This window comes from Kribbella sancticallisti, from assembly GCF_039530625.1.
Lineage (GTDB): Bacteria > Actinomycetota > Actinomycetes > Propionibacteriales > Kribbellaceae > Kribbella > Kribbella sancticallisti.
Window position 1 is genome coordinate 169123 of sequence record NZ_BAAAOS010000056.1, and the last position, 24546, is coordinate 193668.

General features: G+C 68.8%; 26 protein-coding genes and 1 tRNA gene. 16 read left to right on the forward strand and 11 right to left on the reverse strand.

The genetic code is table 11. The annotated features are described in order from the left end of the window. The first annotated feature begins 103 nt into the window (after positions 1–103). The 3 genes from ABD255_RS35600 to ABD255_RS35610 are packed head-to-tail and all read left to right on the forward strand — an operon-like array spanning position 104 to position 1976. The gene (locus ABD255_RS35600; protein ID WP_344221196.1) at positions 104–526 is read left to right on the forward strand and encodes an FAS1-like dehydratase domain-containing protein; all 423 of its coding nucleotides are present in this window, start codon (positions 104–106) and stop codon (positions 524–526) included. Then, on the forward strand, positions 523–930 hold the full coding sequence (locus ABD255_RS35605) for a MaoC family dehydratase (protein ID WP_344221197.1): 408 nt from the start codon (positions 523–525) through the stop codon (positions 928–930). Before ABD255_RS35600 ends, ABD255_RS35605 begins: the two co-directional genes overlap by 4 nt. After that, positions 927–1976, forward strand: a complete 1050-nt coding sequence (locus ABD255_RS35610; protein ID WP_344221198.1) for a UDP-N-acetylmuramate dehydrogenase — start codon at positions 927–929, stop codon at positions 1974–1976. The genes ABD255_RS35605 and ABD255_RS35610 overlap by 4 nt, the downstream gene beginning before the upstream one ends. Positions 1977–2079: 103 nt before the next feature. On the opposite strand, the gene ABD255_RS35615 is transcribed toward ABD255_RS35610, so the two are convergent. Together ABD255_RS35615 and ABD255_RS35620 are read right to left on the reverse strand one after the other, a co-directional pair. Then, positions 2080–2694 (reverse strand): 2'-5' RNA ligase family protein, encoded by a 615-nt coding sequence (locus tag ABD255_RS35615; RefSeq protein WP_344221199.1) that lies wholly within the window; start codon positions 2692–2694, stop codon positions 2080–2082. Between the two features lie 20 nt (positions 2695–2714). Further along, positions 2715–4016 (reverse strand): NsdA family TPR-like regulatory protein, encoded by a 1302-nt coding sequence (locus ABD255_RS35620; RefSeq protein WP_344221200.1) that lies wholly within the window; start codon positions 4014–4016, stop codon positions 2715–2717. A gap of 140 nt (positions 4017–4156) precedes the next feature. Between ABD255_RS35620 and ABD255_RS35625 the strand changes: the two genes are divergently transcribed. Continuing rightward, the gene (locus ABD255_RS35625; RefSeq protein WP_344221201.1) at positions 4157–4651 is read left to right on the forward strand and encodes a hypothetical protein; all 495 of its coding nucleotides are present in this window, start codon (positions 4157–4159) and stop codon (positions 4649–4651) included. Here ABD255_RS35625 and ABD255_RS35630 read toward each other — a convergent pair. The 3 genes from ABD255_RS35630 to ABD255_RS35640 all read right to left on the reverse strand — a co-directional run bounded on the left by ABD255_RS35630 (position 4648) and on the right by ABD255_RS35640 (position 8409). Continuing rightward, positions 4648–6018: a TrpB-like pyridoxal phosphate-dependent enzyme gene (locus ABD255_RS35630; protein WP_344221202.1), complete on the reverse strand. Its 1371-nt coding sequence runs from the start codon at positions 6016–6018 to the stop codon at positions 4648–4650. The genes ABD255_RS35625 and ABD255_RS35630 overlap by 4 nt on opposite strands. A 79-nt stretch (positions 6019–6097) precedes the next feature. Further along, on the reverse strand, positions 6098–7153 hold the full coding sequence (locus ABD255_RS35635; protein WP_344221203.1) for an adenosine deaminase: 1056 nt from the start codon (positions 7151–7153) through the stop codon (positions 6098–6100). 62 nt (positions 7154–7215) lie between these two features. After that, positions 7216–8409 carry a pyridoxal phosphate-dependent aminotransferase gene (locus tag ABD255_RS35640; RefSeq protein ID WP_344221204.1) on the reverse strand — a complete coding sequence of 398 codons (1194 nt, stop codon included), beginning with the start codon at positions 8407–8409 and terminating at the stop codon, positions 7216–7218. A gap of 276 nt (positions 8410–8685) precedes the next feature. Here ABD255_RS35640 and ABD255_RS35645 point away from each other — a divergent pair. The 5 genes from ABD255_RS35645 to rplA all read left to right on the forward strand — a co-directional run bounded on the left by ABD255_RS35645 (position 8686) and on the right by rplA (position 11544). Then, positions 8686–8758 (forward strand) — tRNA-Trp (locus ABD255_RS35645). Positions 8759–8813: 55 nt separating this feature from the next. Then, on the forward strand, positions 8814–9056 hold the full coding sequence (secE, locus tag ABD255_RS35650; RefSeq protein ID WP_020388149.1) for a preprotein translocase subunit SecE: 243 nt from the start codon (positions 8814–8816) through the stop codon (positions 9054–9056). 256 nt (positions 9057–9312) lie between these two features. Next, the gene (gene nusG, locus ABD255_RS35655; RefSeq protein ID WP_425554627.1) at positions 9313–10266 is read left to right on the forward strand and encodes a transcription termination/antitermination protein NusG; all 954 of its coding nucleotides are present in this window, start codon (positions 9313–9315) and stop codon (positions 10264–10266) included. 12 nt (positions 10267–10278) lie between these two features. Then, positions 10279–10710: a 50S ribosomal protein L11 gene (rplK, locus tag ABD255_RS35660; protein WP_344110968.1), complete on the forward strand. Its 432-nt coding sequence runs from the start codon at positions 10279–10281 to the stop codon at positions 10708–10710. A gap of 111 nt (positions 10711–10821) precedes the next feature. Beyond that, positions 10822–11544 (forward strand): 50S ribosomal protein L1, encoded by a 723-nt coding sequence (gene rplA, locus ABD255_RS35665; protein ID WP_344221206.1) that lies wholly within the window; start codon positions 10822–10824, stop codon positions 11542–11544. Positions 11545–11642: 98 nt separating this feature from the next. On the opposite strand, the gene ABD255_RS35670 is transcribed toward rplA, so the two are convergent. Further along, complete coding sequence (locus tag ABD255_RS35670; protein WP_344221207.1) at positions 11643–12674, reverse strand: alpha-hydroxy acid oxidase; 1032 nt, start codon at positions 12672–12674, stop codon at positions 11643–11645. Between the two features lie 183 nt (positions 12675–12857). On the opposite strand from ABD255_RS35670, the gene srmL reads away from it, so the two are divergent. Beyond that, entirely contained in the window at positions 12858–13979 is a 1122-nt protein-coding gene (gene srmL / locus ABD255_RS35675; RefSeq protein ID WP_344221209.1) for a PheS-related mystery ligase SrmL, read from the forward strand. A gap of 13 nt (positions 13980–13992) precedes the next feature. Here the strand turns inward: srmL and ABD255_RS35680 are convergent, their stop codons facing one another. From ABD255_RS35680 to ABD255_RS35690, 3 genes are read right to left on the reverse strand one after another with little or no spacing between them, the layout of a single operon-like run. Next, entirely contained in the window at positions 13993–14622 is a 630-nt protein-coding gene (locus ABD255_RS35680) for a bifunctional 4-hydroxy-2-oxoglutarate aldolase/2-dehydro-3-deoxy-phosphogluconate aldolase (RefSeq protein ID WP_344221210.1), read from the reverse strand. Continuing rightward, positions 14623–16227, reverse strand: coding sequence for an N-acyl-D-amino-acid deacylase family protein (locus ABD255_RS35685; protein WP_344221211.1), 1605 nt, complete (start codon positions 16225–16227; stop codon positions 14623–14625). A 10-nt stretch (positions 16228–16237) separates the two neighbouring features. Next, a complete protein-coding gene (locus tag ABD255_RS35690; RefSeq protein WP_344221212.1) occupies positions 16238–17557 on the reverse strand; it encodes a type III PLP-dependent enzyme domain-containing protein in 1320 nt (439 codons plus the stop codon). Between the two features lie 118 nt (positions 17558–17675). Here ABD255_RS35690 and ABD255_RS35695 point away from each other — a divergent pair, with 118 nt between their 5' ends. From ABD255_RS35695 to rplL, 6 genes are all read left to right on the forward strand, one after another. Continuing rightward, a complete protein-coding gene (locus tag ABD255_RS35695) occupies positions 17676–18695 on the forward strand; it encodes a sugar kinase (protein ID WP_344221213.1) in 1020 nt (339 codons plus the stop codon). Further along, on the forward strand, positions 18692–19426 hold the full coding sequence (locus ABD255_RS35700) for an IclR family transcriptional regulator (RefSeq protein ID WP_344221214.1): 735 nt from the start codon (positions 18692–18694) through the stop codon (positions 19424–19426). Before ABD255_RS35695 ends, ABD255_RS35700 begins: the two co-directional genes overlap by 4 nt. Before the next feature lie 16 nt (positions 19427–19442). Continuing rightward, the gene (locus tag ABD255_RS35705; RefSeq protein WP_344221215.1) at positions 19443–19847 is read left to right on the forward strand and encodes a RidA family protein; all 405 of its coding nucleotides are present in this window, start codon (positions 19443–19445) and stop codon (positions 19845–19847) included. 51 nt (positions 19848–19898) lie between these two features. Beyond that, the gene (locus ABD255_RS35710; RefSeq protein WP_344221217.1) at positions 19899–21086 is read left to right on the forward strand and encodes an MFS transporter; all 1188 of its coding nucleotides are present in this window, start codon (positions 19899–19901) and stop codon (positions 21084–21086) included. A gap of 240 nt (positions 21087–21326) precedes the next feature. Further along, complete coding sequence (rplJ, locus tag ABD255_RS35715) at positions 21327–21947, forward strand: 50S ribosomal protein L10 (protein WP_344221218.1); 621 nt, start codon at positions 21327–21329, stop codon at positions 21945–21947. A gap of 68 nt (positions 21948–22015) precedes the next feature. Then, the gene (gene rplL, locus ABD255_RS35720) at positions 22016–22402 is read left to right on the forward strand and encodes a 50S ribosomal protein L7/L12 (RefSeq protein ID WP_344221219.1); all 387 of its coding nucleotides are present in this window, start codon (positions 22016–22018) and stop codon (positions 22400–22402) included. Positions 22403–22450: 48 nt separating this feature from the next. Here the strand turns inward: rplL and ABD255_RS35725 are convergent, their stop codons facing one another. Both ABD255_RS35725 and ABD255_RS35730 read right to left on the reverse strand, forming a co-directional pair. After that, positions 22451–22984, reverse strand: a complete 534-nt coding sequence (locus ABD255_RS35725; RefSeq protein WP_344221220.1) for a phosphatase PAP2 family protein — start codon at positions 22982–22984, stop codon at positions 22451–22453. Continuing rightward, positions 22963–24426 carry a PhoX family protein gene (locus ABD255_RS35730; RefSeq protein ID WP_344221221.1) on the reverse strand — a complete coding sequence of 488 codons (1464 nt, stop codon included), beginning with the start codon at positions 24424–24426 and terminating at the stop codon, positions 22963–22965. Before ABD255_RS35730 ends, ABD255_RS35725 begins: the two co-directional genes overlap by 22 nt. Between the last annotated feature and the right edge of the window lie 120 nt (positions 24427–24546).

Below are 24546 nucleotides of genomic sequence, written 5' to 3' on the forward strand. Positions count from 1 at the left end.
CCTCTCTTTACAGAGCCTGCCGTCACGCGTCTGCCTTCCACCAGTCGTCCGGAGGAGTGGGTGGCGGCACTCGGTGACCAGTCTGCCAGTAGGGTTACTGGATATGACGATCGACGCCACGATGGTCGGCCGGAGCTACTCGGCCGCCGAGTCCTACCAGGTCGGCCGGGAGAAGATCCGCGAGTTCGCCGAAGCGATCGGCGACCCCAACCCGGCGTACCGGGGTGATGACGCCGTCGCACCGCCCACTTTCGCGTTCGTGCTCAGCGCCGGCGCTCTCGACCTGCTGCTGGCAGACCCGGACCTCGGCCTCCGGCTGGACCGGATCGTGCACGGGGCCCAGAAGTTCAACTACGTCCGCCCGATCAAGGCCGGCGACGAGGTGGCCGCCACGGCGACCATCACCACAGTCCGCAAAGCGGGGGACGTCGAGGTGATCATGTACGAGACCGTGCTGACGACCGCCGAAGGCGAACAACTCGCCACCTCGACCGCCACCGTCACGCACAACCGGGCGGACGCATGAAACCCGTCGAGGTCGGCACCGAACTGCCGCCGCTGACTGTCACGGTGCGCCGTGAGGACCTGGTCCGCTACGCCGGCGCCGGCGGCGACTTCAACCCGATCCACTGGAGCGACCGGATGGCCGCGGCGCTTGGGCTGCCCGGTGTGATCGCGCACGGCATGCTCACGATGGCCAGCGCGGCTCGTGTCGTCACCGACTGGCTGGACGACCCGGCCGACCTGGTCGAGTACGGCGTACGGTTCACCAAGCCCGTCGTGGTTCCGGACGACGACAAGGGCGCGACGGTCACCTTCTCGGCCACGGTGGACAAGGTCACCGACGGGCTCGCCGAGATCGACATCACCGCGCTCGCCGGCGAGGAAAAGGTCCTCGGCCGAGCCCGGGCGGTCGTGCGCATCTCGTGAGTACTCCGCAGACGACGACCGAGACCACCGACGTTCGGCTGGCTGAGTTGACCACGCTGCGGATCGGTGGGCCGGCCGATCATCTGATCGAGGTGACCACCGAGGCGGATCTGGTCGACGCGATCCGGGAGGCCGACGCCGCCAGTCAGCCGGTGCTGCTGCTGTCCGGCGGGAGCAACGTGGTGATCGGCGACGAGGGCTTCCGCGGCACGGTGATCAAGATCGCCACCCGCGGGATCCGGGTCGACGCCGACGCCTGCTCCGGCGCGATGATCCACGTCCAGGCCGGCGAGGACTGGGACGCCGTCGTCCAGCGCGCGATCGCCGAGGAGTGGGTCGGCCTCGAGTCGATGTCCGGCATCCCCGGCCTGACCGGTTCCACACCGGTGCAGAACGTGGGCGCCTACGGGCACGAGGTGGCCGAGACGATCGCCTCCGTCCGCGTCTGGGACCGGGTCGACAACGCCGTCCGGACGATCTTCGCCGCCAACTGCGGGTTCAGCTACCGGAACTCCCGGTTCAAGGCCGACCCGGCGCGGTACGCAGTACTGGAGGTCGCGTTCCAGTTGCGGCTGGGGAACCTGTCCGCCCCGATCGGGTACGCCGAACTGGCCCGCGTGCTCGACGTCGAACCCGGCTCGCGGGCTCCGATGACCGACGTCCGCGAGGCAGTGCTCGGCCTGCGCAGGAGCAAGGGAATGGTCCTGGACGAGGCCGACCACGACACGTGGAGCGCCGGCTCGTTCTTCACGAACCCGCTGCTCGACACCACAGCCGAAGTACCGGCTGGTGCGCCGCAGTGGCCGCAGCCCGACGGCCGGGTGAAGACCAGCGCCGCTTGGCTGATCGAACACGCCGGCATCGCGAAGGGTTTCGCCATCGGCAACGCGGCCGTCTCCTCCAAGCACACCCTCGCCCTCACCAACCGAGGCAACGCCACCTCGAAGGAACTCCTGGCCCTGGCCGCTCACGTCCGCAACCAGGTCCACCAGGCCTTCGGCATCGTCCTCGTCAACGAGCCAGTCCTCATCAACTGCAGCCTCTGACCTCAGCCGACCAGCAGGCTCAACAATCCGAGCAGGCGACGATCGCGCCGCGGGGCATCCCGGGGCACATCAGCTGCCCCGGGATGCCCCGGAGAATGGCGGCTTACGCGAGAGGGCAGCGGGTGACGGTGGTCCATTCGTAGAGCTCGTGGTCGCGGTGCAGGTTGATGAGGTCTATGGCGGTGATGTGGACCGTGGTGGTGGGGGCGGGGGCCTGGGTCAGGTGGTCTCGGAGGGGTGCGGCGGGTGCGGGGGTGTTCCAGTAGCCGAGGGAGATGTGAGGGCGGAGTTCGGGGAGTTCTGGGACCGAGCTGGGGCCCCAGACGTCGCTGATCGACAGGCGGAGGACGTCGCGAAGGCGTTGCAGCGGCTCGGCCGGGGTAGCGGGTAGCTGGATGCTCTCGGCGTCGATCACGGCAGGCCCGAGGTCCACCGCGAACGCCTGGACTTCGCGGAGCCGGGCCCGGGTGGCCTCGGCGATGCCGTCCAGGTCGAAGATCTGCACCCGGTCGGCGAAACCGACGCCCTGCATCGTGAGGTGCAGCCAGCGTGGTGGGACCGGGGTGATGCCCGGCAGAGCGTCGATAGTTGCCTGGTACTCCGCTGCGAGTGCAACGGCGGCGGGCTGGTCGGCGAAGGTGATGTGCCAGGTGTAGAAGGACCTGCCCGGCCGCCATCCTGGCCGCCAGACCCAGTGGTTGCGAACTTCATCGAACATCGGCTTCCCTTTCTCCCAGCTCATCTGACCGTTGTCGGCCGTTGGGTGAAGGCGCGGATGCGCTCGTGCATCGCACGCGCCTTCGGTTCCTTGCCGAAGGGACCGGTGCGGACCAAGGCGGCCACCTCGCTCATCCGGTGGATCAGCGGATGCACCCGGTACTCCGGCGGCGTACCCAGGACGGCGTCGAGGGCGTCGATGGCGCCGTCCAACTCGTTGAGCTCCAGCCGCGCACGCACCTGCTGCAGCCGCACCATCCGCTCGGAGCCATAGTTGCGCTGCGCGTGCGGCGCGGCCTCGAACAGGGCCACTCCCCGGTCGGCGTGCTCGAGGGTCTGCAGTGGCTCGCCGAGGTTCAGGTGCGTGTCGGACCAGAGTCCTTCGGCGCGCTCCACCGTGCAGAGGAACGGGCCGCCGAGTTGCGACTGCTCCGGCCGGATCGGAGTACTCATGGCGAGCTTCAGCAGCCGGCGGGCCTCATCGGAGTCGCCAAGCCGAGCCAGGTCCATCGCCGCTGCACTGGAGAGGAACACGGCGGACGTGCCGGCGGCGTACTGGAGTCCGTCCTGCGCGTAGTCCGCGGCCCGGGCGTAGTCGTCCTGCCAGAAGGCGGCCGTGTGCTGGGTGGCACGGACCCAGGCGCGCAGCTCGTCGGCATCGGCCGCCTCAGCGCAGGCCCAGGCCGTCCTGGTGTGACTCTCGGCGACGTCCGGCCGGCCGAGATCCACCGAGATCCAGCCGAGCAGGGTCAGAGCCCAGCCGGCCGCGGCGTACAGGTCGCGGGTCTGGCTGGGCGGCTGGCGGCCGGCCAGTAGCTTGAACGCGCGATCGCGGATCGACCGGCTGCGGAGGAACAACGGCCGGGTCGGCACCTTCAGGTAGTTCTGGGTGATCCGCTGGATGTCCGCGTGCAGCTGTTCGACAGTCAGGTCGCCGACGTTGGACTCCTCGGCCAGCGCGAGCAGCGCGATCGACTCGTCGCCGGCCTCGATCACGTCGTCCTCCATCCCGTAGGTCGAGGACGTGGTCAGCTCGGCGTCCCCGCCCGCCGTCCCCGGCGGCACGAACCCCAGCTCGTTGTCATTGGCAACGTTCAGGATGTAGCGCAGCCCGGACCGATAGGCCGCGCCGGGCCAGCGGACGGCACCGCGTTCCAGCTTGGCGATGTAGTGCCCGTCCAGCTCGTACTTCATTGCCGTGGTCTCCCACAACCAGGTGCAGACGGCGTCCGCGAGCTCCGTGCGGGACATGTGCTCGCCCGGGGCGCGCCGCGACGGCGTTCGCTCTCGTGCGGCTCGCAGCAATCCGTTGGTCTCCGGCATGGCGGCAACTGTAGGGGCGCGAACACGCCCTGCGACCACGAAAACCGCCGCTGTGGATGACCTGCCCCAAGCTGCCCCGGAATGCCCCGGTTTTCTGCCCCGGTGGGGGGTCAATAGGGTGCAGTGTGGCTGAAGAGGCAGTGACTACTCTGCGGGCTGAGTTGCGCAATTTCGGGCGGGCCGAGGAGGCGTTGGCGCTGCTGGAGGTGTTCCTCGAGGTCGGGTTGCCGTGGCTTGGTGACACGGTGCTGGATCCGCGGGGGCTGCTGCTGCCGGATGAGTTGACGGATGACCGGGCAGTTGTGCAGGGGCTGATCGAGGACATCGAAGGGGAGCCTGAGCCGCCTAAGCGGTTGTTGACTCTGGCCGAGCGGGCCTTCGACGTCAGTGATGAGCAGGCGCGGTGGGATTTCACCCGGCTGTCCTACTGTTCTATTGCGGCATCGGTCTGGAGCAAGGGCAGGCGGACGACGTACTTCGAGGTCGTCAACAGGGAACGGGCCACCTACTGGCTGCCGGACAGCCTCAAAGCGCGGTACTTCGATGCCATCGCCGCCAAGGGCTGGGCCGTCCCGGAGGACTGGCTGGCTGCCGTGCCGAAACGGCCCAAGCCTTGGTGGAAGCGCGGGCGTTAGCCGATCGCGGGGAGCCGCTCCAGCGCCTTGGCTACCGAGGCCTGAAGGTCGGCGTCGTCCCAGGCGCGGTCGGAGACCGAGCCGGACAGGTAGGCGTCGTACGCGGCCAGGTCGAGGTGGCCGTGGCCGCAGAGCGCCGTCAGGATGACCTTCTCCTCGCCGGACTCCTTGCAGCGCTGCGCTTCCTCGACGGCCGCGGCGAGGGCGTGGGTCGGCTCGGGGGCCGGGACGATGCCCTCGGAGCGGGCGAACAGGATGCCGGCCGCGAAGCACTCCGTCTGCGGCTTGGCGATCGCCTCGATCTCGCCGGTCTCGTAGAGGTGGCTGACCAGCGGGCTCATCCCGTGGTACCGCAGGCCGCCCGAGTGGATCGGGTCCGGGACGAAGTCGTGCCCGAGCGTGTGCATCTTCATCAGCGGCGTCATCCCGAGGGTGTCGCCGAAGTCGTACGCGTACGTACCCTGCGTCAGCGACGGGCAGGCCTCCGGCTCCACCGCCCGGATGACCGGCGCCATCCGCCCGGCCCACTTCTCCCGCAGGAACGGGAAGGCGAGTCCGCCGAAGTTCGAGCCGCCGCCGGTGCAGCCGACCAGGATGTCGGGGGTCTCGCCGACCATCGCGAGCTGGATCAGGGCTTCCTCGCCGATGATCGTCTGGTGCATCAGCACATGGTTCAGCACGCTGCCGAGCGCGTAGTGCACGGTCGGGTCCTGCACGGCCATCTCGACCGCCTCGGAGATCGCGATGCCGAGCGACCCGGTCGAGTCGGGGCTCTCGGCAAGGATCTTCCGGCCGGACTCGGTCAGGTCCGACGGGCTCGGGTGCACGGTCGCCCCGAACACCTCCATCATCGCCCGCCGGTACGGCTTCTGGTCGTACGACGCCCGCACCTGCCAGACCTCGCACTCCAGCCCGTACTGCGCGCACGCGAACGCGAGGGCGGTTCCCCACTGGCCCGCGCCGGTCTCGGTGGTCAGCTTCCGGATGCCGGCCTTCGCGTTGTAGTAGGCCTGCGGCACGGCCGTGTTCGGCTTGTGCGAGCCGGCCGGGGAGACGCCTTCGTACTTGTAGTAGATCCGTGCCGGCGTATCGAGCGCCTTCTCCAGCCGGTGCGCCCGGTACAGCGGGCTGGGCCGCCACAGCCGGTAGACGTCGAGCACCTCGCCCGGGATGTCGATGTACTGCTCCTGCGACACCTCTTGCATGATCAGGTCCATTGGGAACAGAGGAGCCAGGTCGTCGGGCCCAATGGGCTGCCCGGTCCCCGGGTGCAACACCGGCGGCGGCGGAGTCGGCAGATCGTGCAGGACGTTGTACCAGCGCGTCGGCATTTCGTCCTCAGGCAACAAGATCTTGGTCAGCGTCATCTACGCAAAGTAAGGCCGCAGCCAGAGCCCGCGCAATCCTCCACCCCGCGCCTCACGCCACCACCTACGCAGGGTTGGTTCAGCCCGTAGGTGCCGGTGTCGGCACGGGCGCCGAGGCGGGCACTCCGAGCCAAGCGTCGATTTCCGCAAGGAGGCTCTTCTGTACTTCGGGGGGTGCGGTGGAGGCGAGTACTGAACCCCGGGCCAGGTCGGCTAGTTCTGGGTCGGTGAAAGCGTGCACCGAGCGGGCTGCTTCGTACTGCTCGGCCAGGCGGGAGCCGAAGAGTAGGGGGTCGTCGGCGCCGAGGGCGATTCGGGCGCCTGCTTCGTAGAGTTGGCGGAGCGGGACGTCCTCGGGGCGCTCGTAGACGCCAAGGGAGACGTTGGAGGCCGGGCAGACCTCCAGGGCGACCTGAGCGTCGACCACCCGCTTGAGAAGGTCGGGGTCTTCAACAGACCGAACACCGTGGCCGATCCGGCCGGCTCCGAGCTCGTCGAGGCAGGTCCGCACGGTCGCGGGACCGCACAGCTCCCCGCCATGCGGTGCGGCCAGCAGCCCCGCGTGCCGCGCGATCCGGAAAGCCGGCGCGAACTCGGACGTAGTGCCGCGGCGCTCGTCGTTCGACAGGCCGAACCCGACCACACCCCGCCCCACGTACTGCGCCGCCAGCCGCGCCAAGGTCCGGGCGTCCAGCGGATGGCGGGTGCGGTTCGCGGCGATCACGACCTGGACCGAGATCCCGGTCGAGGCGGAGGCGTCCCGGGCGGCGTCGAGGACCAGATCGGTGAACTCGGTGATCCCGTGGAAGCGGTTCGCGTACCCCGACGGATCCACCTGGATCTCGAGCCAGCGCGACCCGTCCGCGCGGTCGTCCTCGGCCGCTTCGCGGACCAGCCGGCGCACGTCGTCCTCGGTGCGCAGTACGGAGCGGGCGATGTCGTACAGCCGCTGGAAGCGGAACCAGCCGCGCTCGTCGGCGGCGGACAGGTCCGGCGGCCACTCGGTGCGCAGGGCGTCCGGCAGCCGGACCCCGTGCTTGTCGGCCAGCTCGACCAGGGTGAGGTGCCGCATCGAGCCGGAGAAGTGCAGGTGCAGGTGGGTCTTCGGCAGCAGCCGCAGGTCCCGATCCGTCATTACAGAAGGTTACCGACAGATCGCCCGTTCGAAGAAACCGGGCGATCCGTCGACAGGCCGATTCAGCTCAGCAGCTTGGCGATCCGGGAGACGCCTTCGGTGAGGTCGGCGTCGCCGAGGGCGTAGGACAGCCGCAGGTAGCCCGGGGCGCCGAACGCCTCACCGGGGACGACCGCGACCTCGGCCTCGTCCAGGATGATCCCGGCGAGCTCGGTCGAGGTGTTGGCGGTCCGGCCGTTGATCTCGCGGCCGAGCACGCCCTTGACCGACGGGTAGGCGTAGAACGCGCCGGTCGGCTCCGGGCACTCGACGCCGGGGATCTCGTTCAGCATCTGCACCATCGTCTTGCGACGGCGGTCGAAGGCCACCTTCATCTCGTCGACGGCGCTCAGGTCACCGGTCAGCGCGGCGATCGCGGCCCTCTGGGCGACGTTGCAGACGTTCGAGGTCTGGTGCGACTGCAGGTTGGTGGCGGCCTTGATGACGTCCTTCGGGCCGATCATCCAGCCGACCCGCCAGCCGGTCATCGCGTACGTCTTGGCGACGCCGTTCAGTACGACGGTCCGGTCGGCCAGCTCCGGTACCGCGACCGGCAGCGAGGTGGACTTGGTGTCGCCGTAGGTGAGGTGCTCGTAGATCTCGTCGGTGATCACCCAGATGCCGTGCTCCAGCGCCCAGCGGCCGATCGCCTCGACCGCCTCCGGGGTGTCCACCGCGCCGGTCGGGTTGGACGGCGAGCAGAACAGCAGCGCCTTCGTCTTCTCGGTCCGGGCCGCCTCGAGCTGCTCCACGGTGACCAGGTAGTTCTGGCTCTCGTCGGCCAGCACCTCGACCGGCACGCCGCCGGCCAGCTGGATCGTCTCCGGGTAGGTGGTCCAGTACGGCGCCGGCAGCAGCACCTCGTCGCCCGGGTCGAGCAGCGTCGCGAAGGTGTTGTAGACCGCGTGCTTGCCGCCGTTGGTCACCAGGACCTGGCTCGGCTCGATCTCGTAGCCGGAGTCCCGCTTCGTCTTGTCGACGATGGCCTGCTTCAGCTCGGGCAGACCACCTGCCGGGCTGTAGCGGTGGTTCTTGGGATCGCGGGCGGCCTCGACGGCCGCCTCGACGATGTAGTCCGGCGTCGGGAAGTCCGGTTCGCCGGCGCCGAAGCCGATCACCGGCCGGCCGGCCGCCTTGAGGGCCTTCGCCTTCGCGTCGACAGCGAGGGTGGCCGATTCACTGATAGCACCGATACGTGCGGAGATGCGGGAGACCATGGCCACCATCCTGGCACTGGTCCCCTCCGGGTGACATCTCGGTATCACCAGGTGAGGTGGAACTGTCCCGGAGCCCCCCACGTTGGTGGGGGAGTGGAGACGGTAAGGTTCTGCCCGCAGTACGACGTCCGGCGGCAGCCGTGGCGGGGAGCCGGAGCGCCCTGGGGCTCAGTTCGACCAGGTGGCCCCGACCCCGTACACTCTTCTAGTCCGGGCGTAGATGGCCCTGACTCGGCATGCCCGAGATCAGGTCCAGCGGCGTCTGGAACTTTGCAGAGGGCACTAGCTCAACTGGCAGAGCATCGGTCTCCAAAACCGAAGGTTGGGGGTTCAAGTCCCTCGTGCCCTGCAAATCCTGACCGGCGACGGGTCGGTCAGGCCGCCGCTAGCGAAAGAGGTAGGTCGTGACGGAGACGCGCACCCCGGCACCGTCCGGCGCCGGCAAGCCTGCGGAGAGCAAGTCGGGCAACCGCCTGCTGCGCTTCTACCGCCAGGTGGTTGCCGAGCTCCGCAAGGTCGTCTGGCCGACCCGCAAGCAGCTTTCCACCTACTTCGTGGTCGTCCTGACCTTCGTGGTGTTCGTCATCGCGATCGTGTCGGTGCTCGACCTCGCCTTCGGCTGGGCGATGTTCAAGATCTTCGGCTGATCCACCGGCCGCCCACCGAACCAGCTGCCGGAGCTCACCGGTTCCACCACCCGATGCACAGATGACGGAGTACAACGTGTCCGACCAGCGCGACGACGAGGTCCTCGACGTGGAGGACGAGTTCGACGTATCCGCTGACTCCGACGACGACATCGATCTCGACTTGGGCTTCGACGACTCCGACGACGACGATGACGACGACGACCTGTTCAAGGACCTCGAGGTCGAGGCCGACGACGAGGACGACGACGTGCCGGTGGCCGCGGACAGCGAGTACGCCGCCGACGACGAGGCGGAGGACGGCGCGGCCGACGAGGACGACTCCGACGACGAGCCGGTGGTGGTCGTGGCATCCGCCGACGCCGCCGAGGAGGCCGAGGTCGTGACCGCGGCCGACGTCGACGACGCCGCCGGCGAACTGGCCGACGAGACCGCCGCGACCGACAGCACCGAGGCCGACGCCGAGGACGACGAGGTCGTCTACGCGAGCGACGAGGCCGAGGAGTCCGGCCCGACCGACGCCGAGGCGGCGGTCGACGGACCGGACGAGGACGACGAACCAGCCGAGGAGGTCGAGCCGGAGGAGCCGGGCGACCCGCTGGAGGAACTGCGCAGCACGCTGCGCTCCCAGATCGGCGACTGGTACGTGGTGCACACGTACTCAGGGATGGAGAACCGGGTCAAGGGCAACCTGGAGAACCGGATCAACTCCCTGAACATGGAGGACTACATCTTCGAGATCGTCGTGCCGACCGAAGAGGTCGCCGAGATCAAGAACGGGCAGCGCCGGATGGTCAAGCGCACCGTGCTCCCCGGTTACGTGCTGGTCCGGATGGACCTGACGGACGAGTCCTGGTCGACCGTGCGGCACACGCCGTCGGTGACCGGCTTCGTCGGGAACAGCCAGAAGCCCGTGCCGCTCAGCCTCGAAGAGGTCGAGAAGATGCTCGCTCCGGCCGTCGTGGCGGCGGCCGAGGCGGCGGCTGCCGAGACCGGTGCCGCACCCACCAAGACCGCGGCCAAGAAGAAGGTCGAGGTCGCCGACTTCGGTGTGGGCGACTCGGTCATGGTGGTCGACGGGCCGTTCGCGACCCTGCACGCCACGATCACGGAGATCAATGCCGACGCCCAGCGGATCAAGGCGCTGGTGGAGATCTTCGGCCGGGAGACCCCGGTGGAACTCAGCTTCAGCCAGATCCAGAAAGTCTAAGGACCCGAGAGAATGCCTCCCAAGAAGAAGATCGCTGCCCTCGTGAAGGTGCAGCTCCAGGCCGGCGCCGCGACTCCGGCCCCGCCGGTCGGTACCGCGCTCGGTCCGCACGGCGTCAACATCATGGAGTTCTGCAAGGCGTACAACGCCCAGACGGAATCCATGCGTGGCAACGTCGTGCCGGTCGAGATCACCATCTACGAAGACCGTTCCTTCACCTTCGTCACCAAGACGCCGCCGGCGCCGGAGATGATCAAGAAGGCCGCCGGTCTGCAGAAGGGTTCGGCCGTCCCGCAGAAGGACAAGGTCGGCAAGATCACCAAGGACCAGGTCCGCGAGATCGCCACCACCAAGATGCCGGACCTGAACGCCCGGGACATCGACGCCGCGATGAAGATCATCGAGGGCACCGCCCGCTCGATGGGCGTTGTCGTAGAGAAGTAGTAGTCACACCAGGCCCGCACAGCGTGGGCCGGCAGGTGTGGGAGGGCGATCGAGCGACCGCCCGACGACCACAACGGACGATGAGCACCGTCCGCAAACAGGAGACTGGACATGGCACAGCGCAGCAAGAGCTACCGCGCGATCGCGGAGAAGATCGACTTCGACCACCTGTACTCCCCGCTGGAGGCGATCCGTTTCGCCAAGCAGGGTGCGACCGGCAAGAAGTTCAACTCGACCATCGACGTCGCGATGCGCCTCGGGGTCGACCCCCGCAAGGCTGACCAGATGGTGCGCGGCACCGTCAACCTTCCGCACGGCACCGGCAAGACGGCACGGGTCCTCGTCTTCGCCACCGGTGAGAAGGCCGAGGCCGCCCTGGCCGCCGGCGCCGACTTCGTCGGTGACGACGACATGATCAAGAAGGTGACGGACGGCTGGCTCGACTTCGACGCCGTCGTCGCCACCCCCGACCTGATGGGCAAGGTCGGCCGGCTGGGCCGCGTGCTCGGCCCGCGTGGTCTGATGCCGAACCCGAAGACCGGTACGGTCACCCCGGACGTGACGAAGGCTGTCACCGACATCAAGGGCGGCAAGATCGAGTTCCGGGTCGACCGGCACGCGAACCTGCACTTCATCATCGGCAAGGTCTCCTTCGACGAGGCCCAGCTGGTGGAGAACTACAGCGCCGCACTGGAGGAGATTCTCCGGCTGAAGCCCTCCAGCTCGAAGGGTCGCTACATCAAGAAGACCGTCTTCTCGACGACGATGGGGCCGGGCGTCCAGGTAGACCCGAACGCCACCCGCAACCTCCTCGAGGAGAACGCCGAGGCCTGAGCCTCGCTTCTTCCAGCAGCACCCGCAAGACACCCGAAGGGCCCCGGTCACCAGACCGGGGCCCTTCGGGCTTGTCAGCTGTCGTTGCTGGGGGTTGGTCAGCGGGTGATGAGATCTGGGGTGAGGTCTGCGATGGTAGGGGAGCCGACCAGGCGCATGGCGTGGGTCAGTTCTTCGCCGAGGTCGGTGAGTAGGCGGGTGACGCCGGCGGAGCTGTCTACGGTGAGGGCCCAGAGGGCGGGGCGGCCTACGAAGACGGCGCGGGCGCCTAGTGCCAGAGCGGTGAGGACGTGCTCGCCGCGGCGGATTCCGCCGTCGACGTAGATCTCGGTCGGGGTTCCGGCGAGGGCCTCCGCCACCTCAGGCAGAGCCCGGGCGGTCGGGATGGCGCCGTCCAGTTGGCGGCCGCCGTGGTTGGAGACGATGATCCCGGCGGCGCCCGCGTCGGCGCAGCGCTTGGCGTCGTCGCCACGCAGGACGCCCTTCACCAGGACCGGGAGTCCGGTGCGCTCGGCGAGCCAGCCGATCACGTCCGGGGTCAGGTTGTCCGCCTTGCCGAGGTCCTCGACGGCGTACTCGCCCTCGTCGAGGTTCGCCAGCAGATGACCCGGCTGGATCACCTCCCAGATGGTCGGCCCGTCATCCTCCTTGCGCCCGACCACCGGCGTATCAGCAGTCAGTACGACGGCCCGCGCGCCGGCCGCGACCGCCGCGTCGAGCATCCGCAGAGTCACGTCGCGGTTCTTGACCACGTAGATCTGCAGCCACCAGGGAGCCCCCGCCGCACCGATGTCGGCGAACGTGGTACCGGCGTTGCTGGAGATTCCGATCACCGAGTTCGCCGCGGCGACGCCTGCCGCCATGGCCGCCTCGCCGCCCGGGTCGGCCTGTCGCTGCAGGGTGGTCGGTGCCACCAGCACCGGTCCGTCGACCGGCGTCCCGAGCACGGTGGTCGAGATGTCGACCGTCGACACATCCGTCAGCACCCGCGGGCGGAACCGGTACGCGTTCCAGGCCGCGGTGGCCTCGCCGACGCTGATCCCGCCCGCGGAACCCTGCCGGAAGTACCGGTGTACCGGCTCCGGCAGCTTCTCGGCGGCAGCCGCTTCCAGACCGTCGATCCATCGCATAAAACCTGATCCTGCCATCCCGAGGTAAAGTTGGCGTCGTGAAGCAGTATGGGCAGCGATTTCCGCGCCCCGGCCGGCACAGTGGTGCCGACGGGGTGAGCTGCTGCTGCGCTCTCTCCTGAGGTGACCGCGGCCGGTCGGGGTGTCTTGACCCTCGACCCAGCTGCTCCCAGGAGAGAACTCATGTCTGTACTCACTGCCGAAGAACTGCACGCCGCCCTCGCCCTGCGCGACCTCAGCGATCCCGCCCAGGGACCGCACGCGATCCAGCTCATCGTCGACCAACTCCGTACTGCGCTCGGCCAGGCCTGGCCGTACACCGAGATCTGGACCAGACGGGACCACCCCGTCGTCTCCTTGGCCGACAACTACGACAATCTCGGGTACGCCGCCGGCGCGGTCACCCGCGAGGCCAGGTACACGCGGTACGCCTCGGCCGGCGAGGTACTGCGCAGCCACACGTCGGCGATGATTCCGCCGGCGCTTCGCGAGCTGGCCGGATCCGGCGCCTCCGACGTGCTGATGGTGTGCGCGGGGATCTGCTACCGGAGGGACTCCGTCGACTGGCAGCACACCGGTACTCCGCACCAGCTGGATCTGTGGCGGATCAGCCGCAACGTCACGCTCGGGGAGACCGAGCTCGAAGGGATGATCGCCCGGCTGGTCGACACGGTGCTGCCCGGGCAGACCTACCGCACGGTGCCGGCGGTCCATCCGTACACGATCCACGGCCGGCAGATCGACGTCCTGCTCGAAGACCAGTGGATCGAGATCGGCGAGTGCGGGGTCGCGGCGCCGCACGTCCCGCGGATGGCCGGACTCGACGAGAGCTGGACGGGTCTCGCGATGGGCCCGGGGCTCGACCGGTTGCTCATGCTGCGCAAGGGGATCCGCGACATTCGGTTGCTCCGGTCAACGGATCCGCGGGTGGCGGCGCAGATGCGGGATCTGACGCCGTACAAGGAAGTGTCGGCGATGCCCGCGGTACGGCGGGATTTGTCGGTGGTGGTCGGCGCGGAGGTCGACATCTCCGCCGAGGCGCTCGGTGATCGGGTCAGGCAGGTTCTGGGCGCCGATGCCGACGCGGCCGAGTCGGTCGAAGTACGGGGTGAGACTCCGTACGACGACCTGCCCGAAACGGCGCGGGCCCGGCTCCGACTCGAACCGGGCCAGCGCAATGTGCTGGTCAGGCTGGTCCTCCGCCCGCTCGATCGGACCCTCACCGACGCGGAGGCGAACCAGTTGCGCGATCGGGTCTACTCCGCGCTCCACGAGGGGCCGGTGCTGGAGCTGATCGGCCAGTAGTTGGGGAGGGCGTTCAGGTAAGGGCGGTGCTGAAGGTAGTGGCCTTGGTGGTGATTTCGGACCAGCGGGCGGCCGCGACGTCGGCGGGGGAGACGACGTCGGTGCCGGCGCTGACTGCCAAGGCACCAGCCTCCAGGAACTGGCGGGCGTTGTTGGCGTTCACTCCACCCGAAGGCACCAGCGGTACGCCGGGGAACGGGCCGGCGAGGTCCTTCAGGTATTTCGGGCCCAGGTGGTGGGCGGGGAAGATCTTCACCGCGTCGGAGCCGAGCGCCACCGCGGTCATCACCTCGGACGGTGTGAACGCGCCCAGCACGATGGGGATCCCCGCACCATGGGCGGCGGCCACGATCGGCGCCGCCTCGGGGCCCTGGCCGGGCGTGACCAGGAACTGGGCGCCGGCATCCACCGCCGCCTTGGCCTGCGCGGCGGTCTGCACCGTCCCTGCGCCCACCACGGCCCCGGTGTCACCGGAAGCAGCGCGCTCGAGGTGCCGCGGCAGATCCGGGGTGGTGAACGTCAACTCGATCACATGAATGCCGCCGGCAACCAACGCGGAGCACAGGTCGCGCGCGTCGTCGATCACGGGCGCGCGGACGACGCTGAGGACGCGGTCCTGGCGGAGCAGGTCGAGGGTGGACATCTAGTTTCCTTCCAGTGGGGTACGGCGGATCGCGCGGCCGGGCAGTGCGTCGGTGCGCCGCCCGTCCTCGATCACGGGGACGCCACCGACGAGAACCCAGGGGATCCCCTCGGCCTGCTGGCGTGGGTTGTCGAACGTGGCGGTGTCACGCACGGCGCCGGGATCGAAGAGCACGAGATCCGCGTGATACCCCTCGCGGATCAGCCCTCGATCGGCCAGCCGAAGCCGGCGCGCGGGACGGCCGGTCAGGTGGTGAATGCAGTCGGCAAGCTCGAGCACACCCAACTCTCGGACATAGTGCGAGAGGTAGCGCGGGAAGGTGCCCCAAGCGCGCGGATGGGGTTTGCTGCCGACCAGGATCGCGTCCGAACCGCCCGTGTGGGTCGGGTGCTTCATGATCGCCCGCACGTTCTCCTCATGGCCGACGTGCTGAAGGATCGTGGTGGCGAGGTTGTCCCGGATCAGGAGGTCGAAGAACACCCACGACGGTGGTTTCCCGATCCCGGTCGCGATCGCCGCGACGGTGTTGCCGACCGCGCCGCTCAGCGCCTCGTTCCGCACGCCACCGATCTCGATGGTGTTCCAGTCCGTGACGCAGCCGTGGCAGCCGTCGGTGCCGACCTGCTCCAGTTCGTAGGTGATCCGCTCGCGGTCCGCCGGGTTGGCCAGCCTGGCGAGCAGCGCGTCCGCGCCGCCCTCGGCGGTCCAGCTCGGCAGGATCGCCGACAGTGTCGTTGCCCCCGGCGAATATGGATAAGTGTCGGTGGTGATGTCGACGCCGGCCGCGAGCGCCTCATCGATCATCGCCAGCAGGTCGACGCCGCGGCCCTTGTTCGGCTCGAAGTTCATCGTCGCGTGGGTCAGATGCAGGGCGCACCCGGACCGCCGGGCCACCTCGACCATCTCGCCGTACGCTTCCAGCGCGCCCTTGCCGTAGGACCGCTGGTGCGGGCTGTAGTAGCCGCCGTACTCCGCCACGATCTCGCACAGTTCGACCAGTTCGGCGGTGTCGGCGAACATGCCGGGCGTGTAGGTCAGACCGCTGCTCATCCCGGCCGCGCCCTGGGCGAGTCCCTCCGCGAGCAGCCGCTTCATCTCGGCGAGCTCGGCCGTGGTCGCCGGGCGGTTCGCCGTACCGACGACCATCATTCGCAGCGTCCCTTGCGGGACCAGGTACGCCGCGTTGCAGGCGATCCCCTGGTCGAGCCGGTCGAGATACCCGGCGACGGTGGACCAGGAGAAGTCGAAGTCGTCGGGCTCCCCGTTCCACCCGGCGATCTGGCGCCGTACGGCGGTCCGGGTGGTGTCGTCGATCGGCGCGAACGACAGACCGTCCTGGCCGAGCACCTCCAGCGTGACGCCCTGGCTGACCTTGGCCGTGTGGTCCGGATTCGCCAGGATCTGCAGATCCGAGTGCGCATGCATGTCGATGAACCCCGGCGCCAGCACCAGCCCATCCGCCGCGATCATCCGCCCCGCGTAGCTTGCGGCGCCGGGCGGGTGGATGCCGGAGATCCGCCCGTCCTCGACCAGCACGTCCGCAAGCACGCCGGGCGAGCCGGTGCCGTCGATCACAGTGGCGCCGGTGATCAGCAGATCTGTCATCTCGAACTCATCAGAAGAAGGTCCGCACCAGATCGACCACGACCGGATCGTCGGCCTCCGGATCGTCGATGACCGGAATCAATCCCCACTTGTCGAACGCCGTGCACGGATGCGACAGCCCGACCCGCAACTCGTCCCCGATCACCAACGGCGCCACCCCGTCGGGAGAGAACCGCAGGAACCCGTGCTGATCGTTGACCTTCGTGACCGTCATCCCCTCGACCTTGCTCACCGTCTCGCCGGCCGCCCGCGGCCGGAGCAGCTGAGGCTCGGGCAACCCCTCGTCGAAGGGAAGATCGCGCTTGCCCGCATCGAAGATCGCCAACCCCGCTTCAGGTTGCGAGGTGATCCGCACCCAGCCATGCATGGCCGGAACCAGCCGGTCGCCATCGGTTCGCGGTACCGAGCCAAGCGGAGAGACCTCCCGGTAGTACCCGTCGTCGTGAGCGATGTAGGCACCAGACCGCAGCACCACCCTCGCCCCGTTCTCGCCGAGCGGCGCGAGCACCTGCGCCACCTGCTCGAAGTACGCGCTGCCACCGGCGCTGACCACCGGTACTACGTCGGCGTCGTACGAGTTGTCCTCCTGCAGGCGGGTGTGGACGGCGGCGAGCACGTCGAGGTACGACCGGACGTGCTCGAGCCCGGCCTCGTCCGCACCGTGCGCGATGGCGCCTTCGTAACCGGCGACCCCCGCCAACCGCAGCGTGGTTGACTCCAGGATCTGGGTCGCGACCGCCAGCGCGCTCTCGGCATCCCGCGCCCCGGTCCGCCCATCGGCTCCACCGACCTCCACCAGTACGTCGAGCCGCCGCGCGCCGGGGGTCACGTAGGCGGAGCGGGCCGCCTCCATCAGTTCGACCGTGCGGACCGAGTCCGCCCAGACCAGCACCTCGAACGACGGGTCGGCCGCGAGCTCGTCCGCGATCCAGCGCAGCTGCAGCGGGGAGATGACCGAGTTGGCGACGATGACCCGGCTCACTCCATAGGCCCGGGCGACGCCGAGCTGGAAGGCGTTCGCGAGGGTGATCGCCCACGAACCGGCCTCGAGCTGCATCGCCCAAAGCGCCGGGGCCATCGTCGTCTTGCCGTGGGGTGCGAGCTCTACTCCGTGCTTGGTGCACCAGCTGGCCATGGTGGCGACGTTGTGTCGCAGGCCCGGGCCGGAGAGCGTGAGGAGGGGAGTGGGCAGTTGGGACAGGCGCGGCTGGTCCGCCAGGATCTCGGTCACCGTCCGGCCCCAGAACGCGGGCGGCAGTGCCTTGTCCTGCCAGGTCGCCGGCTCGCCCGCCAGAGCGGCAACGGCGGCGGCATCGTACGAAGCTGACATGAGAGTCCCCCGGAGGCGCAGGATTGCATATAATGCAACTGTCGTTGCGTATGTTGACGTATCGGTTGTAGCATCGCGGCAGAACTTCGTCAACGCAACGGCCGGAGAGGGACTGCCCATGGTCGACCTGGTGCCCCGCGCGGTCTGCATCGGGGAGGCGATGATCATGCTCGCCGCGGATACCGGTGCCCCGCTCGAGGATGTCGAGACCTTCCGCCGCTCGGTCGGCGGTGCGGAGTGCAACGTCGCGGGCGGGCTGTCCGCGCTCGGGATCCCCACCAGTTGGGTATCGCGACTCGGAGCCGACGGATTCGGTCGCCACGTCCTGCGCGATCTGGAGAGCCGCGGCGTCGAGGTCGGCGGAGTTGAGGACGACCCGACCAGGCCGACCGGGCTGTATGTGAAGCACACCATCGCCGGGCGCACGAGGATGCACTATTACCGCTCCGGCTCGGCTGCCGCCGCGATGGATGCGGCCTTCCTCGACCGTCCGGCTGTGCGGAACCGCCTGGTCGGCGCCGAGTTGGTGCACACCACCGGCATCACCGCGGCCATCTCGACGACCGCGGTCGACCTGCTGGATCGACTGGCCGCGCTGCGAGACACGCTCGGCCTCACCCTGAGCGTCGACCTCAACTGGCGACCAGCGTTGTGGCGTGACCTCGACCCGGCTCCACTGTGGCGCCTGCTGCGCGCGGCCGATGTCGTGCTGATCGGCGCCGACGAGGCGATGCTGTTCGCCGGCACCAGCGACCCGGCCAAACTGCGCGAACTCCTCGGTCCACGGGCGACGCTCGTGGTGAAGTCCGATGCCCACGTAGCGCTCGCAATGGAGCCGGACGGTCGCCAGACAGAGGTTCCCGCGCTAAGTGTCGAGGTGGTGGAACCGGTAGGAGCTGGAGACGCCTTCGCCGCCGGCTACCTGGCAGCGACCTTGCAAGGACTGCCGATGGTGCAGCGGCTGCGGCTCGGACACCTGAGCGCAGCGGCGGTGCTGGTCGTGCCCGACGACCACGCGACGCCACCTGAAGCGGCAGTCCGGCAGATCCTGCTCGATTGCTCGGAAGACGACTGGGCCGGCACGCGCGTAGGCCCGACCGGTATCGAATCACCAGCGCTGGTGGGAGGTGCGGTGTGAGCCAGAGCCTGGCGAGAGCCCTGCAGATCCTGGTGAGTCTCGGCGAGGGTGACCGCTCGCTGGACCAGCTCGCGACCGAGCTGGACGTGCACAAGACGACAGTCCTGCGTCTGCTGCGGACGATGGAGGCCGAGCGCTTCGTGCGACGGGATGAGTCGCACAGGTACCGGTTGGGGTCGCGCCTGTTCTCCTTGGCCGATGCCGCGCGCGAGCAGCACGTAGTACGGGCTGTTGCTGCGCCGCATCTGCGCCGGCTGAACCAGAAGACCGGGCAGACCGTGCACCTGGCGGCGTACGAGAACGGGCAGGTCATCTACATCGACAAGCTCGACAGCGTGCAGTCGGTCCGGATGTACTCGCAGATCGGCGTACCGGCGGCGCTGCACTGCACCGCTGTCGGCAAGGTGCTGCTGGCGGCCCAGCCGAAGCGGCAGCGGGAGGCCCTGCTGACCAGCATCGAGTACCACCAGTTCACGCCGAACACGATCTCCGGTCCGGACGAACTGCGCGATGAGCTTGACCTGGTCCGCCAGCAGGGCTGGGCACATGACCGGGCCGAGCACGAGTCGTTCATCAACTGCATCGGCGCACCGATCGCCGAGCGTTCCGGCCGGGTGGTCGGGGCCGTCTCCGTCTCCGTGCCGGACGTTCTGCTCAACTATGAGCAGGTGCTGGAGTTGCTGCCCGACCTGCTCGCCACCACGGCCGCCATCGGCGCCGACTACCACTGATCGAGAGGAACCTCGAATGTCCGACAAGACCGTCGTCTCCACCCCCGACGCCCCGGCGCCGATGCCGATGTTCTCCCAGGGAGTCCGCAAGGGGAACATCCTGCAGGTGTCCGGCCAGGGCTCGGTCGACCCGGAGAGCGGCCAGTTCGTCTTCGAGGGTGACGTCAAGGCGCAGACCACCCGGGTGCTGCAGAACATCGAGGCGATCCTCAAGGCCGGCGGCGCGACCTTCGACGACGTGGTGATGCTGCGCGTCTATCTCACCACCCGGGACGACTTCGTCGCGATGAACGACGTGTACGCCGAGTTCGTCGGCACCCGCACCCCGAGCGGCGTCCTGCCGTCGCGCACCACCGTCTTCACCGGCCTGCCGCTGGAGTCGATGCTGGTCGAGATCGACGCCCTCGCCGTCCTGTCCTGACAGCCGGGACCGCCGTCTCACCATGTAGTTGAGAGTGGCACGATAGCCGGGATGACAGACCCGGTCAGTCTCTGGAAGATCGCTCCCTCGGTCTATCTGCCGGCGCTGCTCTACGGCATCGGCCAGGGGGCGATCGCTCCCGTTGTCGCCCTGTCCGCGCTCGAACTCGGCGCCCCGATCGCGGTCGCCAGTTTGGTCGTCGCCGCGGCCGGGGTCGGCCAGGTCATCGGCGACATCCCGGCCGGCTCGCTCACCGCCAAGATCGGCGAGCGCCGCGCGATGCTGCTCGCCACGGTCCTGGTCTCGCTCGCGCTGGCCGCCTGCCTGGTCGTCCCGACCGTCTGGGGCCTGGCCATCGCGATCGGCCTGACCGGTGTCGCCGGAGCCGTCTGGGGCTTGGCACGGCAGGCCTACCTGAGCGAGGCAGTCCCGCTGCGGATGCGAGCCAGGGCGCTTTCAACCCTCGGAGGCGTCCAGCGGATCGGCTCCTTCATCGGCCCGTTCCTGGGCGCCTTCGCGATGAAGTTCCTCGGCACCGACGGCGCGTACTGGGTCCACCTCGTCGCTGCGGTGCTCGCCTGCGTGGTCCTGCTCAGCCTGCCCGACCTCGAGTCCGTACGCCGAAGCCGCGCGGCCAACCCGGTGGTCATGCAGTCCACCGCCGCCGTGATCCGCGACCACCTCCCCGTACTGCGAACGCTAGGCGTCGGCGCGCTCCTCGTCGGCGCCGTACGGGCGTCCAGGCAGGTGGTGATCCCGCTCTGGGCCGAGCACATCGGCCTCGACGCGCAGACCACCAGCATCATCTTCGGCGTCTCCGGCGCGGTGGACATGCTGCTCTTCTATCCGGCCGGCTCGGTGATGGACCGGCTCGGCCGCAAGTGGGTCGCAGTACCGTCCATGCTCGTGCTCGGCCTCGCGCACCTGCTCCTGCCGCTGACCCACTCGGTCACCATGCTGACCGCGGTCGCCTTGCTGATGGGAGTCGGCAACGGCCTCGGGGCCGGCATCATCATGACGCTCGGCGCCGACGCCTCACCGCCGGGCGGCCGGGCCCAGTTCCTCGGCGCCTTCCGCCTCTTCGCCGACACCGGCAACGCGGGCGGTCCCTTCCTCGTCGCAGCGGTGACAGCCCTGTCCAGCCTCGGGCCCGCGGTACTGTTCATGGGCCTCACCGGCTGGGCCGCGGCGATCGCGATGAACCACTGGATCCCGCCGCGTCCACACCTGCCGGAGTAACCGATTTGGTGGCGGCGTCACCGGCGGTTACTCTTGAGGCTGCCGAAGACCGCTGGTCGTTGCTCCCGGAGCAACTGAAGGTCCCACAAGTTCGTGGGCGGCCCGCGCAGGTGACAAGTAAGTGAGAGTAGTTTCTTCACGCCCTTGCGCCTGCGCAGGGGCGTTTTCGATGTTGAGGGTCCTGGCCGGTGCGGCGAACGAAGCCCAACCCTGTGTCACAAGCAGGGCGGAAGGAGACCCATGGCGAGGCCGGACAAGGCAGCCGCCGTCGCAGAGCTCACTGAGAACTTCAAGAGCTCCAACGGCGCCGTGCTGACCGAGTACCGCGGACTCACCGTGGCGCAGTTGCGGCAGTTGCGCACTACGCTCGGTGACGACGTGAACTACGCCGTGGTGAAGAACACGCTGACCCAGATCGCGGCCAAGGACGCGGGAGTGGAGTCGTTCGACTCGCTGCTGCAGGGTCCGTCGGCCATCGCCTTCATCAAGGGCGACCCGGTGGTCGCGGCCAAGGGGCTGCGTGACTTCGCCAAGGCCAATCCCCTTCTCGTCATCAAGGGTGGTGTGCTGGACGGCAAGGCACTCAACTCTGACGAGATCAACAAGCTCGCTGACCTGGAGTCGCGTGAGGTTCTCCTCTCGAAGCTCGCAGGTGCGATGAAGGCGGCCCCGCAGCAAGCGGTGTCGTTGTTCGCTGCTCCGCTGTCGCAGGCCGCGCGCCTGTTCGCGGCGCTGCAGGACAAGCTGCCGGCCGGCGACGCCCCCGTGGCGGACGAGGCTCCGGCTGCGGAGACGGTACAAGATGCCGCCGACGCACCTGCCGAGGCGAGCACCGAGGAGACCGCGTCAGCCGACAGCTGACCCGATCCACTCACGCAACACCCCAATCAGTGATCACCTAGCAACACACTTACGGAAGGACCGCCAAAATGGCGAAGCTCAGCACCGAAGAGCTGCTCGGCCAGTTCAAGGACCTCACCCTGCTCGAGCTCTCTGAGTTCGTGAAGGCCTTCGAGGAGGAGTTCGGCGTCACCGCCGCCGCTCCCGTCGCAGTCGCCGCCGCCGCGGGTGCCCCCGGCGCCCCGGCCGAAGAGGCTGTCGAGCAGGACGAGTTCGACGTCGTCCTGGAGTCGGCCGGCGACAAGAAGATCCAGGTCATCAAGGAGGTGCGCGGTCTCACGAGCCTCGGCCTGAAGGAGGCCAAGGACCTCGTCGAGGGTGCGCCGAAGGCCATCCTGGAGAAGGTCGACAAGGCTGCCGCGGAGAAGGCCAAGGAGGCCCTCGAGGGCGCCGGCGCCACCGTCACCCTGAAGTGACCCGTGCGGCCTGAGCCGCACAACCAAGCAGTACGCCGAAGGGCGGTCCTACCCAGGGCCGCCCTTCGTCACGTTCCGCGGCATGTTCCGGAGCAGGTGCCGGAGGATGGAGACCCAGGCCAGCGCCCAGCACCAGCCGGCCAGGATGTCGCTCGGATAATGCCGTCCGAGCACCAGTTGCGACAGTCCGACGACCAGCAGCAAGCCTGCGCCGAGGGCCGCCCAGAAGCGCCGTCGCAGGATCAGCGCCACGGCGCCGGCAAGAGCCGCCGTGTTCGCCGCATGACCGCTCGGAAAGCTGTACTCGGACACCTCCGGCGGCAGCGGCCACAGGTCCGGCCGCGACCGCCCGACGAGTTCCTTCAGCAGCGGATTCACTGCCCACACGACACCGACCCCGGCAGTGAAGAACAGCATGTCCGCCCAGCGGCGCAGAACGAGGAGAACAGCCAGTACGACGACTGCGACGGCTGCGAGTGGTTCGAGTTCGGTCAGGTCGCTGACGACCTTCGCAGCTGTCGCGTCGTCGTGCAGCCAGACGAGGAGATCCTCCTCGCCGGTCAGACGCCGATCCGGTGCCATGGGCCCCAGATGGCGAAGGACATGCCGCGGCTGGCCTGGATGTTGACGAACAGGGTGCGACCGTCCGGGCTGAAGGTCGAGCCGGCGAACTCGTCGCCGGACCGGTCCACCCCGGTGCTGCTGGTCAGCCGGTTCAAGGCGATGTCCCAGAGTTGGCCGCCGCGCGACAGGCCGCGCAGGTAGTTGTCCTCGGTGTTGTCCTCGCAGAGCACCAGGGTGCCGCGCGGGCTGGTCGTCACGTTGTCCGGGAAGTCCAGCGTCGATCGGTTCGGCGACTGGTAGATGAGCTGCAGCTTCCGGGCGCGGGTGTGGTACGCCCAGACCTGGCCGAAGCCGTTGCCGTAGCCGTTGACGGAGTCAGGTCCGGTTTCGGCCGCGCCACCGCCCTGGGTGGAGCAGAAGTACACGATGTTCTTGTCGTAGACCTGCCCCTCCAGCCGGGAGAAGTACGCCGCGCCCTGCGATCTGCCCTGGTCACCGACGTACACCAGCGCCTGGTCGTTCGTCGTCGGCGCGGTCTGTCCCGGCGTGTACGGGAAGCGCGGCGCGGGGTCGTCGATGTCGACCCAGCGCACGTCGTACGTCGCCCGCCGCGGCTGTTCGGCGGCCAGGTTCAGGTTCGGGCGCCCCTTCACCGCGAGCATCTGCAACCGGCCCTTGTTGTCCATCCGGCCGGTCCGCATCGGGTTTTTGGCCGGGCGGTAGCGATAGAACCCGGAGGGGAAGGCGAAGTTGTCCTCGGTCAGGTAGAGGAATCCGTCGACCGGGTCGAACGCGACCGCCTCGTGCGCGAAGCGGCCGGCCCGGGTGATCGGCTGCCGGTCCGACTGACCGACGGCCGGTACCTCGAAGACGAACCCGTGCGGCTGGGTCAGCGACACGTTCGGCGCACCGGTGAAGTCCGGCCCGACGTCGGGCCCGTTCACCGTTTCCTCGCAGGTGATCCAACTGCCCCACGGCATCACGCCGCCGCTGCAGTTCATCATCGTGCCGTTCAGGCTGGTGTAGGAGTCGACCACCTCGCCCGTCGGCGTCACCTCGATGGTGGTCGTCCCACTCTGCGCCCGGGAGTCGTACGGCGTACCGGGGCCGAACGGGGTGCCCGGGTTGTTCACTTCGTGGTTGCGGACCAGCCGGACGGTGCCGTTGCGGCCGCGGAACGCGCCCATGCCGTCGTGCCGGCCGGGCAACTGGGTGCCGTCACGGAGTACGACCGGGAACTCCGTGTCGTGGAAGGACCGGTAGTTGAATCCCTCCGGCAGGTGCAGTCTGACCTTGCCGTCGCGCTGGTCCGGGATCGCCCGCAGCGCCCGGAACGGCGCGTTGCCCTTCGGGTCCGCCAGCGCCTGCCGGGCCACGAAGCCCTCGAACGGGCCGGCCGCCAGGACACCCCCCGCGACCGCCATGCCGCCTCTGAGGAAAGTCCGTCGCTCGATGCTCATCTGCCCATCCCCTTTCGTCGAGCCACCCTTCCGAAGCTAGTCTGCTGGCCGACCTGCCGACAGTCCTCGGCCGCACTGGTCTGTGACCCTCCGTACGGAAAGTGATCAACGCGTGACCAC

What these genes read in the sequence shown, in the direction of transcription:
- ABD255_RS35600 (WP_344221196.1), top strand. Translation starts at nt 104, where the DNA reads ATGACGATCGACGCCACGATGGTCGGCCGGAGCTACTCGGCCGCCGAG.
- ABD255_RS35605 (WP_344221197.1), top strand. Translation starts at nt 523, where the DNA reads ATGAAACCCGTCGAGGTCGGCACCGAACTGCCGCCGCTGACTGTCACG.
- ABD255_RS35615 (WP_344221199.1), bottom strand. Translation starts at nt 2,694, where the DNA reads ATGTTCGATGAAGTTCGCAACCACTGGGTCTGGCGGCCAGGATGGCGG.
- ABD255_RS35620 (WP_344221200.1), bottom strand. Translation starts at nt 4,016, where the DNA reads ATGCCGGAGACCAACGGATTGCTGCGAGCCGCACGAGAGCGAACGCCG.
- ABD255_RS35630 (WP_344221202.1), bottom strand. Translation starts at nt 6,018, where the DNA reads ATGACGCTGACCAAGATCTTGTTGCCTGAGGACGAAATGCCGACGCGC.
- ABD255_RS35635 (WP_344221203.1), bottom strand. Translation starts at nt 7,153, where the DNA reads ATGACGGATCGGGACCTGCGGCTGCTGCCGAAGACCCACCTGCACCTG.
- ABD255_RS35640 (WP_344221204.1), bottom strand. Translation starts at nt 8,409, where the DNA reads ATGGTCTCCCGCATCTCCGCACGTATCGGTGCTATCAGTGAATCGGCC.
- rplK (WP_344110968.1), top strand. Translation starts at nt 10,279, where the DNA reads ATGCCTCCCAAGAAGAAGATCGCTGCCCTCGTGAAGGTGCAGCTCCAG.
- rplA (WP_344221206.1), top strand. Translation starts at nt 10,822, where the DNA reads ATGGCACAGCGCAGCAAGAGCTACCGCGCGATCGCGGAGAAGATCGAC.
- ABD255_RS35670 (WP_344221207.1), bottom strand. Translation starts at nt 12,674, where the DNA reads ATGCGATGGATCGACGGTCTGGAAGCGGCTGCCGCCGAGAAGCTGCCG.
- srmL (WP_344221209.1), top strand. Translation starts at nt 12,858, where the DNA reads ATGTCTGTACTCACTGCCGAAGAACTGCACGCCGCCCTCGCCCTGCGC.
- ABD255_RS35680 (WP_344221210.1), bottom strand. Translation starts at nt 14,622, where the DNA reads ATGTCCACCCTCGACCTGCTCCGCCAGGACCGCGTCCTCAGCGTCGTC.
- ABD255_RS35685 (WP_344221211.1), bottom strand. Translation starts at nt 16,227, where the DNA reads ATGACAGATCTGCTGATCACCGGCGCCACTGTGATCGACGGCACCGGC.
- ABD255_RS35690 (WP_344221212.1), bottom strand. Translation starts at nt 17,557, where the DNA reads ATGTCAGCTTCGTACGATGCCGCCGCCGTTGCCGCTCTGGCGGGCGAG.
- ABD255_RS35695 (WP_344221213.1), top strand. Translation starts at nt 17,676, where the DNA reads ATGGTCGACCTGGTGCCCCGCGCGGTCTGCATCGGGGAGGCGATGATC.
- ABD255_RS35705 (WP_344221215.1), top strand. Translation starts at nt 19,443, where the DNA reads ATGTCCGACAAGACCGTCGTCTCCACCCCCGACGCCCCGGCGCCGATG.
- ABD255_RS35710 (WP_344221217.1), top strand. Translation starts at nt 19,899, where the DNA reads ATGACAGACCCGGTCAGTCTCTGGAAGATCGCTCCCTCGGTCTATCTG.
- rplJ (WP_344221218.1), top strand. Translation starts at nt 21,327, where the DNA reads ATGGCGAGGCCGGACAAGGCAGCCGCCGTCGCAGAGCTCACTGAGAAC.
- rplL (WP_344221219.1), top strand. Translation starts at nt 22,016, where the DNA reads ATGGCGAAGCTCAGCACCGAAGAGCTGCTCGGCCAGTTCAAGGACCTC.
- ABD255_RS35725 (WP_344221220.1), bottom strand. Translation starts at nt 22,984, where the DNA reads ATGGCACCGGATCGGCGTCTGACCGGCGAGGAGGATCTCCTCGTCTGG.
- ABD255_RS35730 (WP_344221221.1), bottom strand. Translation starts at nt 24,426, where the DNA reads ATGAGCATCGAGCGACGGACTTTCCTCAGAGGCGGCATGGCGGTCGCG.